Raw genomic sequence first — 13,023 nt, forward strand, 5'->3', positions numbered from 1 at the left:
TGGCGTCTCTGTCCCCTTGAGGGAGAGGGACGAGGCCCGCACGTACAGAAGCGCCGCGAAAGCCGATCGGCTTTCGCGGCGTCTTGGTTTTGAGAGACCCCTCATCCGACGGCCTTCGGCCGCCACCTTCTCCCGCAAGGGGAGAAGGACCAGAGGTCAGTGCTGGCTTTCCGGCAAACGCACGACCAAGCCGTCGAGGGCGTCGGTGACCTTGATCTGGCAGGACAGGCGGCTGTTAGGTTCGACGTTCTCGGCGAAGTCGAGCATCGACTCCTCCATGGCCGACTTGTCGCCGGTCTTGTCGGTCCAGGCCGCGTCCACATAGACGTGGCAGGTGGCGCAGGCGCAGGCGCCGCCGCAGTCGGCGTCGATGCCCGGGACGTTGTTCTTCACCGCGCCTTCCATGACCGTAAGGCCCGGCTTGACGTCGAGGGCGTGCTCGGTCCCGTCGAATTCGATGTAGGTGATCTTGGCCATGGTTCCCCTGCGTCTTTAGAGGGCGGCTTTCAGGCCGCCACTTCCTTCATGGATATCGCCGGATCGGACAGCTTTGTCTTAGACACGGGCGTCCGCTTGGCGATCAATTGTTTGCCGGCCATGAACTCGGGCGGCGCGTTGACGGCTTCCACGGCCTGGACGAGGTCGCCCTTGAGGTGGAAGACGGCGAACTTCGCGCCGGCCACGTCGCCGCGCACGATGGTGCTGTCGGCGTCAAACGGCAGGCCGGCGATCTGGAGCTTGAGGTCGTACTGGTCGGACCAGAACCACGGCACTTCCGGCGACGGCCCGGCGCGGCCGACGATGGCGGCGGCGGCCTGCTTGGCCTGTTCCAGGGCGTTGGGCACGCTTTCGAGGCGGAACTGGCGCTCGTAGATCGGCAGCGGCCGGTGGGCGACGTCGCCGATGGCGAAGACGTGCGGGTCGCTGGTGCGGGCTTCGAGGTCGACGACGATGCCGCCGGCGCACTCCAGGCCCGCGTCCTGGGCCAGTTCGACATTGGGATGGGCGCCGACGCCCACGAGCGCGGCGTCGCAGGCCACCACCTCGCCGCCCTTCAGGCGCACGCCGGTGACGTGGCCGTCAGCGCCTTCGAAGGCCTCGACATTGGCGTTGAGCTCGAACTTCACGCCGCGGGCGCCGTGATAGTCCTGGAAGAAGGTCGACAGGGTCTCGCAGGCCACGCGGGCCAGGACCCGGCTCTCGCGCTCGATGATGGTGGCCTCGGCGCCCAGGGCGCGGGCCGAGGCGGCCGCCTCCAAGCCGACATAGCCGCCGCCGACCACAGCCAGGCGCTTGGCCGGGCCGAGCGCGGCCTTCAGGGCCTCGGCGTCGGCCGCCGTGCGCAGGGCCAGCACGCCGGCCAGATCCGCGCCGGGGATCGGCAGCGCGCGGGCGCGAGCGCCGGTGGCGAGAATGAGGAAGTCGTAGGAAATCACCTCGCCCGAGGCGAGGCTGACGGTGCGGTCGCCCCGGTTGAGGCTGGTCGCCACGCCCTGCAGGCGCAGGGCGACATTGGCCTCGGCGTACCACTCCTGGGGCTTGAGGGCCAAGCTGTCGGCGTCGGCCTCGCCCTTCAGCCAGGCCTTGCTCAGCGGCGGACGCTGGTAGGGCAGCAGCGGCTCCTCGCCGATCAGCACGATCGGGCCCCCGTGGCCGTACTGGCGCAGGAAGGCCGCGGCCGAGCCGCCGGCATGGCCGGCGCCGACGATCACCACCTTGGCCTTCGGATCGCTCACGACCGCTTCACTCAACGCGTCTGCCTCCCGCACGAAACAAAATTGACGACCCCGTCATCTTTTGCAAGCCGGGCCGACAACCGTCAGCCCCCAGCCATAGAACAGCACCCGCCCGGCCGCAAAGCGCGCCGGCCGGAAAGCGCGGCAGGCGAACACGCCGCCTGATCGGCGCCCCATATGCGAAAGCCCCGCCGACCAGCGGCGAGGCTTTGCAGACTTATCCGAAAATCCGGAGAAGGCGGGTCGTCAGACCACGCGCTCCACCAGCATCTTCTTGATCGAGGCGATCGCCTTGGCCGGGTTCAGACCCTTCGGGCAGACCTGGGCGCAGTTCATGATCGTGTGGCAGCGATAGAGCTTGAACGGGTCCTCGAGGTCGTCGAGGCGATCGCCGGTGGACTCGTCGCGGCTGTCGATCAGCCAGCGGTAGGCGTGCAGCAAGGCCGCCGGGCCCAGATACTTGTCGCCGTTCCACCAGTAGCTGGGGCACGAGGTCGAGCAGCAGGCGCAGAGGATGCACTCGTACAGGCCGTCGAGCTTTTCGCGGTCCTCGGGCGACTGGCGCCATTCGGTCTGCGGCTCGGGGGTCGTGGTGTGCAGCCACGGCTCGATCGAGGCGTACTGGGCGTAGAACAGCGTCAGGTCCGGGATCAGGTCCTTGACCACCGGCGCGTGCGGCAGCGGGCTGATCGTCACCGCCTTGCCGGGCACCTCGCCGTGGCCGTGGGTGCAGGCCAGGGTGTTGCGGCCGCCGATGTTCATGGCGCACGACCCGCAGACACCCTCGCGGCACGACCGGCGGAAGGCCAGGGTCGGGTCGATGGTGTTCTTGATGTAGAGCAGCGCGTCCAGGACCATGGGACCGCAGGCCTCGACGTCGACCTCGTAGGTGTCCCACCGCGGGTTCATCCCGGTCTCGGGATCGTAGCGGTAGATCTTGAACGAGCGCACTTTCTTGGCGCCGGCCGGGGCCGGCCAGTGCTTGCCGCTCTGAACGCGGGAGTTCTTGGGAAGAGAGAGCTGGACCATCTGCGTTCCCCTAGTAAACCCGTTGCTTCGGCGGGATGTAGTCGATGTCGGTCGACATCGTGTAGTTGTGGACCGGGCGGTAATCGATGCTGACCTTGCCGGTGTCGTTGTCGAGCCAGGCCAGGGTGTGCTTCATCCACTCGGTGTCGTTGCGGTCCGAGAAGTCCTCGCGGGCGTGGGCGCCGCGGCTCTCGGTGCGGTTAGCCGCGCCGTTCACCGTCACGACCGCCTGGCCGATGAGGTTGTCGAACTCCAGGGTCTCCATCAGGTCGGTGTTCCACACCAGGCCGCGGTCGGAAACCTTGACGTCGCTCTTCTTGTCCCAGACGGCCTGAAGACGGGCCACGCCGCTGTCCAGGCTTTCGCCGGTGCGGAACACGGCGGCGTCTTCCTGCATCGCCTTTTGCATTTCGAGGCGCAGGTCGGCGGTCGGAATCGAGCCGTTGGCGTTGCGCAAGCGATCGAAGCGCTCGATGTGGGCTTCGGTCTGCGAGGCCTTCAGTTCCGGCTGCTTGGCGCCGGCGACCAGGGTCTCGGCGCAGCGCAGGCCGGCCGCGCGGCCGAACACCACCAGATCGATCAGCGAGTTGGAGCCGAGGCGGTTGGCGCCGTGCACCGACACGCAGGCGGCTTCGCCCACGGCCATCAGGCCCGGGATCACCTGGTCGGGATTGTCGCCGGCCTTGGTGACCACTTCGCCGTGATAGTTCGTCGGGATGCCGCCCATGTTGTAGTGGACGGTCGGCAGCACCGGGATCGGGGCCTTGGTGACGTCGACGCCGGCGAACACCTTCGCCGTCTCCGAGATCCCCGGCAGGCGCTCGGCCAGGATCTTCGGATCCAGGTGGTCGAGGTGCAGGAAGATGTGGTCCTTGTTGGGACCCACGCCGCGACCTTCGCGGATCTCGATGGTCATCGCGCGGCTGACCATGTCGCGGGGCGCCAGGTCCTTCACCGACGGGGCGTAGCGCTCCATGAAGCGCTCGCCTTCCGAGTTGGTCAGGTAGCCGCCTTCGCCGCGGGCGCCCTCGGTGATCAGGCAGCCGGCGCCGTAGATGCCGGTGGGGTGGAACTGCACGAATTCCATGTCCTGCAGCGGCAGGCCGGCGCGCAGCGCCATGGCGTTGCCGTCGCCCGTGCAGGTGTGGGCCGAGGTGGCCGAGAAGTACGAGCGGCCGTAGCCGCCGGTGGCCAGGATCACGGTCTGGGCCTGGAAGCGGTGCAGGGTGCCGTCGTCGAGCTTCCACGCGGTCACGCCGCGGCAGGCGCCGTCTTCCATGATCAGGTCGAGGGCGAAGTACTCGATGAAGAACTCGGTGTCGTGGGCCAGGGACTGGCCGTACATCGTGTGCAGCATGGCGTGACCGGTGCGGTCGGCCGCCGCGCAGGTGCGCTGGATCGGGCCTTCGCCGAAGTTCTTGGTCATGCCGCCGAAGGCGCGCTGGTAGATCTTGCCTTCGCTGGTGCGCGAGAACGGCACGCCCCAGTGCTCGAGCTCATAGACCGCCGCCGGAGCGTTGCGGGTCAGGTACTCGATGGCGTCCTGGTCGCCCAGCCAGTCCGAACCCTTGACGGTGTCGAACATGTGCCAGCGCCAGTCGTCCTGGCCCATGTTGCCGAGCGAGGCCGAGATGCCGCCCTGGGCCGCCACGGTGTGGCTGCGGGTCGGGAACACCTTGGTGATGCAGGCGGTCTTGAGGCCGGCCTGGGCGGCGCCGAGCGCGGCGCGGAGGCCCGAGCCGCCGGCGCCCACGACGACGACGTCGAACTTGTGGTCGATGAACGTGTAGGCCGACATCAAAGGGCTCCGGTGAAGGCGATCTTCAGGATCGAGACGATCCCCACGGCGCCGGCGAGAATGCAGACGAAGAGGTTGCCGATGACCAGGGCCGCCTTGGGGGCGAAGGCCTCGACATAGTCCTCGATGACCAGCTGGATGGCGTTCTTCAGGTGGACCAGCAGCGCCACGAACAGCAGCGACAGCAGGACGGCGTTCAGCGGGATGGCCACCCAGGCCGCCACCGCGTCGAAGTCGGCGCCGGCCAGGCGGATGCCGGCGAAGGCGCCCCAGATGAACAGCGGGATCAGGGCCAGGCCCGAAACGCGCTCGGCGATGAAGTGGGCGACGCCGTGGTGCGAGGCGCCCAGGCCGCGAGCGCGCGACAGCGGCGTGCGGAATTGGTTGTTGCTGCTGCTCATGATCAGAGCGCTCCCGTCGCGGCGGCGATGATCCAGGTCACGGCGGCGGCGACGATCGCGAAGGCGATCACGGCCACGCCGGTGGCGTCGGCGGTCTTGGGCGCGAAGCCCTTGCCGAGGTCCCAGAAGCTCTGACGGACGATGTAGGCGACGTTGTAGAACACCGCGACGGTGATCCCGAACAGCAGCAGCTTGCCGAGCAGCGAGCCCAGGAGGCCGGTGTAGCAGGCGTAGTGGTCGGGGCCCGAGGCCAGCGACAGGGCCCAGCCGGCGAGCAGCAGGACGCCGATATAAAGCGCGAACAGGCTGGCGCGGTGCAGGATCGAGCACGCCATGGTGATGTGCCAGCGCCAGACCTGGAGGTGCGGCGACAGCGGACGCTCAGGGAGCCCCCGGCTCGTCTCGGTCATTTTTACGTCCAACCTGTGGATTTGTGCGTTGCGGGACGCTTTTAAGCGCGAGCGCCGGGGTGTCAACGAAACGGCCATTACTTGAGATACGTTCTCAATTCGCCTGACGAGAGAAGGCAGGAACTCCTCAAGCCAAGCTTGCGTTATCTCGGACTGTTCATTGGGGAATGACGTTCAAACCATGACTGGGCCGATCGATTTCGAGGCGGTGTTCGATCGGCTGCCGACGCCCTACATGATGCTGGATCGCGACCTGCGTTACGTCGCCGCCAACCAGGCCTATCTCGACACCCTCAACCGCCACTGGGCCGAGCTGGCGGGCCGCACCATCTTCGAGGCCTTTCCCAGCGAGGGCGAGTCGCGCAGCCGGCTTGAGGAGTCGCTGGTCCGCGCCCGCGACACCGGCCGTGTCGATCACCTGCCGCTGATTCCCTACGCCATCGAGCGGCCAGCCCACGAGGGCGGCGGCTTCGAGGACCGGATCTGGAGCGCCACCCATACCCCGATCCCTGGCTCCGACGGCCGCACCGCCTATATCGTCCAACACACCCAGGACGTCACCGCCATCCAGCGGCTGAAGGACGTCGCCTTCGGCCGCGGCGAGATGACCATGCTGCAGGACGACGTGCTGCTGCGGGCGGGGGCCGTCGGCGCGCAGAGCGACGAACTGCGGCGGCTGTTCATGCAGGCGCCCAGCTTCATGGGCGTGCTGCGCGGCCCCGATCACCGCATCGACCTGGTCAACAACGCCTACAGCCAGTTGATCGGCTGGCGCGAGGTGCTCGGCCTGCCGCTGCGCGAGGCCCTGCCCGAGGTGGTGGACCAGGGCTTCATCGCCCTGCTCGACAAGGTCAGCGCCTCGGGCGAAGCGTTCGTCGGCCGCGAGATCAAGGTCGCCCTGCAGCGCACCCCGGACGGGCCGCTGGAAGACCGCTTTCTGGATTTCATCTACCAGCCGATCGTCGAGCCCGACGGTTCGGTGTCGGGCGTGCTGGTCGAGGGCTCGGACGTGACCGACAAGGTGCTGGCCGGCGAGCAGCAGCGGCTGCTGCTCGACGAGCTGAACCACCGGGTCAAGAACACCCTGGCCACCGTCCAGGCCATCGCCCGCCAGACCCTGCGCGGCGTGCAGACGCCGGCGACCTTCGTGCGGGCCTTCGAGGCGCGGCTGCTGGCCTTGTCCCAGACCCACAACGCCCTGACCGACAGCCAGTGGGCGGGGGCGGGCCTTCGCCAGATCCTGGCCCAGGAGCTGGCGCCGTACGATCCCGGCCGCATCGCCATGGACGGGCCGGACGTCAACCTGCCCGCCCGGGTGGCCCTTTCGCTGGGCATGGTGTTCCACGAACTGGCCACCAACGCCGCCAAGTACGGGGCCCTGAGCGTCGAGGCCGGCCGGCTGCACCTGTCCTGGAGCGTCGCGGCGGGCCTGCTGGCCTTCGAATGGCGCGAGGCCGGCGGCCCGCCGGTCATGCCGCCGACCCGCCACGGCTTCGGCTCGCGCCTGATCGACCGCAGCATCGGCGGCGAACTGCGCGGCCAGGTGGCGATCGACTATGCCGAGGCGGGGCTGGCGTGTCGGTTCACGGTGTCGCTGGACCGGGCGTTCTAGCGTCCGTGGACCTTTCGGTCCGACCCGCGCGCTGTTACCTTCGACAGATCCTCACGCGAGACACGGCCATGGCCAACGCGACTTCCCAGTTCCTGCGCACCGCCAACGCGGCGATCCAGTCGAGCACGCCGGCCGGACCAAGCGAGGCCGACGTCCTCAGCCAGCTCGCGTCCGGCAAGGCGGCGGACATCACCTCGCTCGCCAATCTCATGGGCGCGCCGCCCAACATCATCGAAGCGATCGTCGGCAAGCTGATGAGCGATCGTTTCCTTGACTCGACCGCAGACGGCTTCAAGTTGTCCGAGATCGGCGCTCGCGCCGCGCGATACCTCAAACTGACGGAGTTCTGAGGGCTGTTTCGGGGGGAAACGTGTCGCTGGAAATCCGGGTCTATATCGGAATCTGGTTAGCGGCCGCCGTTCTGACCGCGGGCGTGTATTTCTGTTTCAAGACCGCTTTCCAGCGTCGATCGACCTACGGCATCGTCGTCTATGTCGCCGCCGCCCTCGTTCAGCTCTGCCTGGCGCTGCACGCCTTCGCCTTCGGCGGCGGAACGACGGCGGTCGTGGCCGCCCATTACGGTTTTGCGATCTGGATCGGCCTGGCGGTCGGCGCGATGGAGATGGTCTCGCGCTATCAGGACGACCCCTTCGCCCCGCTGGTCAGCGCGCCCGGCCTGTTCTACGTGACGATCAACGGCGCGGCCTCGGCCCTGGCCTATTACCTCACCGGACCGCTGAACGTGACGGTGGCGGAACCGCTGAAGACCTTCGTCGCCGGCTTCGGCGCCATGGCCTTCTTCCGGTCGGGCCTGTTCACGGCGCGGATCGGCAAGACAGAAATCCCCGCCGGTCCGAATCTGGTGCTGCAGGTCTTCCTGCGGGCGCTCGACCGCGCCTACGACCGGGAGCGGTCGGTGCCCCGGGCGAAGTTCGTAAGGCCGATCATGCGCGGCCTGTCCTTCGACGCGATCAAGGCGGCCCTACCCTCCCTGTGCTTCAACCTGATGCAGAACGTCTCGGCCGACGAGATCGCGGGGGTCAACGCTCAGGTCGTCGACTTGGCCAAGGCCGAGATGTCGAACGAAGCCAAGTGCCTGTCGCTGGGCCTGACCCTGATCAACATCGTCGGCGAGAAAACCCTACATTCGGCCATCGTCGCCTTGGGCGGCGACATCCGCAGCTATGTCGCCTTGAGTCGCGAAACCGTGATGGCCTTCGCCACGATAGACCCGGCCTTGGCCGAAAAGACGCTTCCGGACGTCTGCGCTCAACTCGCCCAGACCAACCATGTGCGCGCGATCGACGGTGACCAGAATCTGGAGCCGCCGGACTTCAAGGCGAGTGTTCCCGCCCTGCCGCTCGAAAGCCGCGCCCTGCTGATGCTCTACAAGCTGGTTGCGTTCTATGGCGAGCCGTCGATCAAGGTGGCGATCCGCATCCTCAGCCAGGCGCCGCCCGACGCCGGCGATGCACCAAACCCCGCGCCGGCCGCGCCCGTGGCCGCGCCGCCGCCTTCGTCCCCTAGTCCCTGACCCGCGCCACGTAATCCGCCGACCGCATCTCCTGCAGTCGCGACACCGTCCGCTCGAACTCGAACGAGCCATCCCCCGCCGGATACAGCGCCTCGGGCTCGCCGGCGGCCAGGGCGACCAGCTTGGCGTCGGCCTCGTAGAGGGCGTCGATCAGGGTGTTGAAGCGCTTGGCCGCGTCGCGCTTCTCGGGGACCAGCAGCGGGATGTCTTCCAGGAAGATGGTGTGGAAGCGCGCCGCCAGGGCCAGGTAGTCCTGCGGTCCCAGGGCCTGCTGGCAAAGGCTGGCGAACGAGCTGCGCACCAGGCCGCCGGCGGCGCGCGGCAGGCGCAGCTTGCGGCCCATCACCTCCAGCGTCGCGCCGGTCTCCTCAGCGCCGTCCAGCATGTCGGCCCACAGTGTGTCGAACTCGGCCTCGGTCGCCTTGCCGAGGGGCGAGAGCCAAGTGCGACCGGCCCGCAGGCGATCGAGGCGGAAGTCCACCGGCCCGCGCACGGCCACGACCTCCATCTTCTCCTTCAGCATGGCGATGAAGGGGGTGAAGAGCTGGCGGTTGAGGCCGTCCTTGTAGAGGTCGTCGGGCGGGCGGTTGGAGGTGGCGACCAGGGTCACGCCCTCGGCGAACAGCGCCTCGAACAATCGGCCCAGGATCATGGCGTCGGCGATGTCGGTGACCTGCAGCTCGTCGAAGCACAAAAGCCGGGCCTGGTCGGCGATCAGCTCGGCCGTCGGCGCGATCGGGTCGTCGCCCTTGTGGCGGCCGAAGCGAGCCTTGCGCTCCGAAGCGTCGCCCTTGCGCCAGGCGTCGATGTGGGCGTGGACCTCGGCCATGAAGACGTGGAAGTGCACCCGTCGCTTGCGGCCGACCGGCGCGCTCTCGAAGAACAGGTCCATGACCATCGACTTGCCGCGCCCGACCGGGCCCCAGATGTAGAGGCCGCGCTGGCTCTTGGGCTTGCGGCCGAAGAACGAGAAGCTGGGCTCGCCGGCCCCGTCGAGATCGGCTTCCAGCCGGGCCAGGGCCTCGATGGCGGCGGCCTGGGCGACGTCGGGACGAAGCTCGCCGGCGGCGAGGCGCTCACGATAGGCGGTGCGGACGGACTGGGGTTCGTTTCGGGGCTCGGGCATCGGGAATTGCGGTTAGCGCGGGATGGTGCGCGGGGAAAGGGGAACGTGGCGCGACCTAGTCGCGGTCCGCCGATCGTCGGCCCGCTCGATCCTGTAGTGGGGCAAGCCGTCTTCGACCAAGGTGAAATCGGACCGGCGTGCGCAGCCCTGGTTGTCGACACCGACCATCCCTTGGTTGGGGGCGTCGAGCGTGTAGGACCGCGCGACGCGGCAGCCGTCCATCACGAAGGTGATGTTGGTGTCGCCGCTGACGTAATAGAGCGGCAGGCTGCGAAGCCAGACGTTGCATTTGGCCAGGCCGCTGACGCGCGACTGGGCGACGACAAGCCGGAACTGGTGGGCGGCGGTCGAGAACCAGATCTCGCCGGCGTCGTCAGGATTGACGGTGCACATGATCTGGTCGGTTGGCGTCGCCGCGAGGAACTCACGGGCGTCTCGCCGGGGCTCGTCGACGAAGGTGCAGCCGGCCAGCAGTCCCGCGCCGCCGACCAGCGCCAGGGCGCTCGACGCCCGCCGCAAGCTTTTCGCCATCACGCCCCCACGCCCTTTGGTTGCGTGAGCATAGGAAATCTCCCCGCCCGCCTCAATCGCGGAACGTGGCTGGGCGGCGCTCCGTTGTCTCTCCGAACCCCAGGAGAACACCCATGGCCGAACCCGCCGACACCGAAGCCGACGACGCCGCCTACGATCCCTCGACGCCCGAGGCCAACCGCGCCATCCAGCAGGGGATCGGCGTCGGCGCCCGCGACCTGGCCGCCCAACGCGATCCGGGCGAAGGCGACGCGCCGCTGGAGGATGCGGTGGATGAGGACGAGGACGGCTAAGTCCCTTCTCCCCTTGCGGGAGAAGGTGGCGGCCGAAGGCCGTCGGATGAGGGGTCTCTCAGAAATCAGACGCCGCGCCCGGCCGTGCCGCCGTCGCGGCGGAAAGGTTTGAGAGACCCCTCACCCGACCTCGCGCCGCGAGGCCACCCTCTCCCGCAAGGGGGAGAGGGACAAACAAAAAGCCCCGGCCTTTCGGCCGGGGCTCTTGTCTTCAACCGCTCAGGCCAGCATCAAGCGGCCCGGCGCGCCTTCTTGACCTTGGCCATGGCGCGGTCGCGGCGCAGGCGCGAGAGGTGGTCGATGAAGAGAACGCCTTCCAGGTGGTCCATCTCGTGCTGGATGCAGACGGAGAACAGGCCCTCGGCCTCTTCTTCCACCTGTTCGCCCTGGTAGTTCAGGTAACGCAGCTTGATGCGGGCCGGACGCTCGACGGCGTCGTAATATTCCGGCACCGACAGGCAGCCTTCCTCGTAGACGAACAGCTCTTCCGACGGATCGAACAGCTCGGGATTGACGAAGAAGCGCGGGGCCGGCTCCTCGCCCTCGCGGGCCAGGTCCATGACGATGACCCGCACGGGCTCGCCGACCTGCACGGCGGCCAGGCCGATGCCGGGGGCGTCGTACATGGTCTCCAGCATGTCATCCATGAGGGTGCGCAGGTCGTCGGTGACGGCCTCGACGGGCGTGGAGATCTTCTTCAGCGTCGCCAGGTCGGCGGGGCTGTCGATGGTGAGGATGCGACGGATAGCCATAACGTCACTCAGGTAGGCGTCCCGTTTCCGAGGGTCAAGGCGGGGGATTGTCCCACCCCGTCCGTAACTTCCGTGATGTCCAGCTTTGTGACGGTGCGCACGGCCGTATCGACCGCCGCCAGCTCATCGATGCCCTTGCCGCCGTGCTCGACCTTCAGCTTCTCGAACTCGCGGGCCTTGGGCAGCACCCGGCTCTCCAGCGAGCCGACGAAGGCGTTGTACTTGTCGACGGCCTGCGACAGCGAGCGCCCCACCCCCGCCACGTGGCCGCCCATGTCGGCGACGCGCTTGTAGAGTTCGCGCCCCAGGGCGGCGACCTCGACGGCGTTCTTGGCCTGCTCCTCGACCCGCCAGCCGTAGGACACCGCCTTGCAGAGGGCGAACATGGTCGAGGGGGTGGCGATGATCACCCGCTTCTCCATGGCCTCGGTCATCAGCTCGGGCGCGCGCTCCAGGGCGGCGGCCAGGATGCCGTCGCCGGGCACGAACATGGCCACGAAGTCGGGCGAGACCTCCAGGGCGTCCCAATAGGCCTTGGCCGACAGCTGCTGGATGTGGGTGCGCAAGCTGGCGGCGTGGCGCAGATAGGCGGCCTCGCGGGTGACGTCGTCGACGGCGTCCTGGGCTTCCAGATAGGCGTTCAGCGAGCACTTGGCGTCGATGACGAAGGCGGCGTTGCGCGGCATCCGCACGACCACGTCGGGACGGATGCGGCCGCCGTCCAGCTGCACCTGCTCGGTGAAGTCGACCCCGTGCTTGAGGCCGGCCATCTCCAGCACGTTGCGCAGCATCTGCTCGCCCCAGCGCCCCTGCACCCCCGCGCCCCGACGCAGGGCGGCCGACAGCTTGCGGGCCTCGGTCTGGGTGGCGGTCGAGGCCTCCATCAGGGCGGCGATCTGGGCCTTCAGCCCGCCGCTCTCCTCGGCCCGCGACTTCTCGACGGCGGTGACCTGGGCCTCGAACTTGGCCAGGGTCTCGGCCACCGGCTTCAGCTGGGCCTCCAGGCGCGCGTGGGTCAGCTGGTCGCGGCTCTTGGCGTTGTCGTCGGCCCGCTTGATCAGTTGCTCGGCCACGGCCTGGGCGCTTTTTTCTGCCTGGGCGCGGATCAGCTCGATCTGGGTCGCCGACTGGTCTTCCAGCATCTGAAAGCGCGCATTGGCCTGCTCCAGCTGCGAGCCCAGCCGCCAGACTTCCTGCTGGGCGCCTGCAGCCTTGCGCTGCGCCACGATCGCCCAGACGACCGCTCCGGCCGCGGCGAGCAGGAAAACGAGGGCGAGGATCAGATAGGGGGCGACGCTGTTCATGCTCCGTTCTTAGCCGGAGTCGAAGGTGGAAGAAAGGCGGGCGTCAGTCCGCCACGCGCCAGGGCGCGATCGGGACCGCGGTGGCGCAGGCCGGGCCGCCGTCCCTGGCCTTGCCGGGCAGCAGGACCTCGAGCACAGCGCCCTCCAGGGCCCGCGCCAGCAGGTCCGCCGGGATGGTGTGAATGTCGATCTTGGCGCGCCGGCTCCAGGGCGAGGCATGATCGCCGGCCGAGGTTCCGATGGCGATATAGACGAACCGCCGGCTGGGGCCTTCGCTGCGGACGAACTCGCCGAGGAACCGCGGACCGGGCGCCAGGCGCACGGGCACGTCGAAGGCCAGCGGCGCGTCGCCAGCAAGCACCGGTCCCACGGGGTGGTTCTTCTTGTCCTGCAGGCTGTAGGCCACGCCCGGGATCGGGTCCTGGATGCGCAGCCTTAGCGTGATCGGCTGACCGGTCATGGTGCTTCTCCCGGGGCGAAGTCGTAGACGACGCCGC

Annotated in this window: 15 protein-coding genes; 4 read left to right on the forward strand and 11 right to left on the reverse strand. The window is 68.4% G+C overall.

All coding sequences use genetic code 11. From position 1 onward, the window contains the following. Positions 1-156: 156 nt before the first annotated feature. The 6 genes from I4Q42_RS20120 to sdhC all read right to left on the reverse strand — a co-directional run bounded on the left by I4Q42_RS20120 (position 157) and on the right by sdhC (position 5,374). Positions 157-477, reverse strand: coding sequence for a 2Fe-2S iron-sulfur cluster-binding protein (locus I4Q42_RS20120; protein ID WP_198577878.1), 321 nt, complete (start codon positions 475-477; stop codon positions 157-159). 29 nt (positions 478-506) lie between these two features. Then, complete coding sequence (locus I4Q42_RS20125) at positions 507-1,736, reverse strand: NAD(P)/FAD-dependent oxidoreductase (RefSeq protein ID WP_198577879.1); 1,230 nt, start codon at positions 1,734-1,736, stop codon at positions 507-509. Positions 1,737-1,982: 246 nt separating this feature from the next. Further along, positions 1,983-2,765 (reverse strand): succinate dehydrogenase iron-sulfur subunit, encoded by a 783-nt coding sequence (locus tag I4Q42_RS20130; protein ID WP_198577880.1) that lies wholly within the window; start codon positions 2,763-2,765, stop codon positions 1,983-1,985. Positions 2,766-2,775: 10 nt separating this feature from the next. Next, the gene (gene sdhA / locus I4Q42_RS20135; RefSeq protein WP_198577881.1) at positions 2,776-4,563 is read right to left on the reverse strand and encodes a succinate dehydrogenase flavoprotein subunit; all 1,788 of its coding nucleotides are present in this window, start codon (positions 4,561-4,563) and stop codon (positions 2,776-2,778) included. After that, complete coding sequence (sdhD, locus tag I4Q42_RS20140; RefSeq protein WP_198577882.1) at positions 4,563-4,964, reverse strand: succinate dehydrogenase, hydrophobic membrane anchor protein; 402 nt, start codon at positions 4,962-4,964, stop codon at positions 4,563-4,565. Before sdhD ends, sdhA begins: the two co-directional genes overlap by 1 nt. Before the next feature lie 2 nt (positions 4,965-4,966). Further along, complete coding sequence (sdhC, locus tag I4Q42_RS20145) at positions 4,967-5,374, reverse strand: succinate dehydrogenase, cytochrome b556 subunit (RefSeq protein WP_198577883.1); 408 nt, start codon at positions 5,372-5,374, stop codon at positions 4,967-4,969. A 181-nt stretch (positions 5,375-5,555) separates the two neighbouring features. Here sdhC and I4Q42_RS20150 point away from each other — a divergent pair, with 181 nt between their 5' ends. The 3 genes from I4Q42_RS20150 (at position 5,556) to I4Q42_RS20160 (ending at position 8,520) form a co-directional block, all read left to right on the forward strand. Continuing rightward, the gene (locus I4Q42_RS20150; RefSeq protein WP_198577884.1) at positions 5,556-6,986 is read left to right on the forward strand and encodes a sensor histidine kinase; all 1,431 of its coding nucleotides are present in this window, start codon (positions 5,556-5,558) and stop codon (positions 6,984-6,986) included. Positions 6,987-7,054: 68 nt separating this feature from the next. Then, positions 7,055-7,336 carry a hypothetical protein gene (locus tag I4Q42_RS20155; protein WP_198577885.1) on the forward strand — a complete coding sequence of 94 codons (282 nt, stop codon included), beginning with the start codon at positions 7,055-7,057 and terminating at the stop codon, positions 7,334-7,336. 20 nt (positions 7,337-7,356) lie between these two features. Continuing rightward, positions 7,357-8,520: a hypothetical protein gene (locus I4Q42_RS20160; RefSeq protein ID WP_198577886.1), complete on the forward strand. Its 1,164-nt coding sequence runs from the start codon at positions 7,357-7,359 to the stop codon at positions 8,518-8,520. Here the strand turns inward: I4Q42_RS20160 and zapE are convergent. Both zapE and I4Q42_RS20170 read right to left on the reverse strand, forming a co-directional pair. Further along, the gene (gene zapE / locus I4Q42_RS20165; protein ID WP_198577887.1) at positions 8,510-9,646 is read right to left on the reverse strand and encodes a cell division protein ZapE; all 1,137 of its coding nucleotides are present in this window, start codon (positions 9,644-9,646) and stop codon (positions 8,510-8,512) included. The genes I4Q42_RS20160 and zapE overlap by 11 nt on opposite strands. 12 nt (positions 9,647-9,658) lie before the next feature. After that, on the reverse strand, positions 9,659-10,177 hold the full coding sequence (locus I4Q42_RS20170) for a hypothetical protein (RefSeq protein WP_198577888.1): 519 nt from the start codon (positions 10,175-10,177) through the stop codon (positions 9,659-9,661). Positions 10,178-10,290: 113 nt separating this feature from the next. Here I4Q42_RS20170 and I4Q42_RS20175 point away from each other — a divergent pair, with 113 nt between their 5' ends. Next, a complete protein-coding gene (locus tag I4Q42_RS20175) occupies positions 10,291-10,470 on the forward strand; it encodes a hypothetical protein (protein WP_198577889.1) in 180 nt (59 codons plus the stop codon). A 230-nt stretch (positions 10,471-10,700) separates the two neighbouring features. Here the strand turns inward: I4Q42_RS20175 and def are convergent, their stop codons facing one another. The 3 genes from def to I4Q42_RS20190 are packed head-to-tail and all read right to left on the reverse strand — an operon-like array spanning position 10,701 to position 12,986. Continuing rightward, on the reverse strand, positions 10,701-11,222 hold the full coding sequence (gene def / locus I4Q42_RS20180) for a peptide deformylase (RefSeq protein WP_198577890.1): 522 nt from the start codon (positions 11,220-11,222) through the stop codon (positions 10,701-10,703). A gap of 8 nt (positions 11,223-11,230) precedes the next feature. After that, positions 11,231-12,526 (reverse strand): DNA recombination protein RmuC, encoded by a 1,296-nt coding sequence (gene rmuC, locus I4Q42_RS20185; protein ID WP_198577891.1) that lies wholly within the window; start codon positions 12,524-12,526, stop codon positions 11,231-11,233. Positions 12,527-12,569: 43 nt separating this feature from the next. Next, positions 12,570-12,986, reverse strand: a complete 417-nt coding sequence (locus tag I4Q42_RS20190; protein WP_198577892.1) for a DUF5990 family protein — start codon at positions 12,984-12,986, stop codon at positions 12,570-12,572. Positions 12,987-13,023: the final 37 nt, after the last annotated feature.

Origin of the sequence: Caulobacter hibisci (assembly GCF_016135805.1) — a bacterium.
Taxonomy (GTDB): domain Bacteria; phylum Pseudomonadota; class Alphaproteobacteria; order Caulobacterales; family Caulobacteraceae; genus Caulobacter; species Caulobacter hibisci.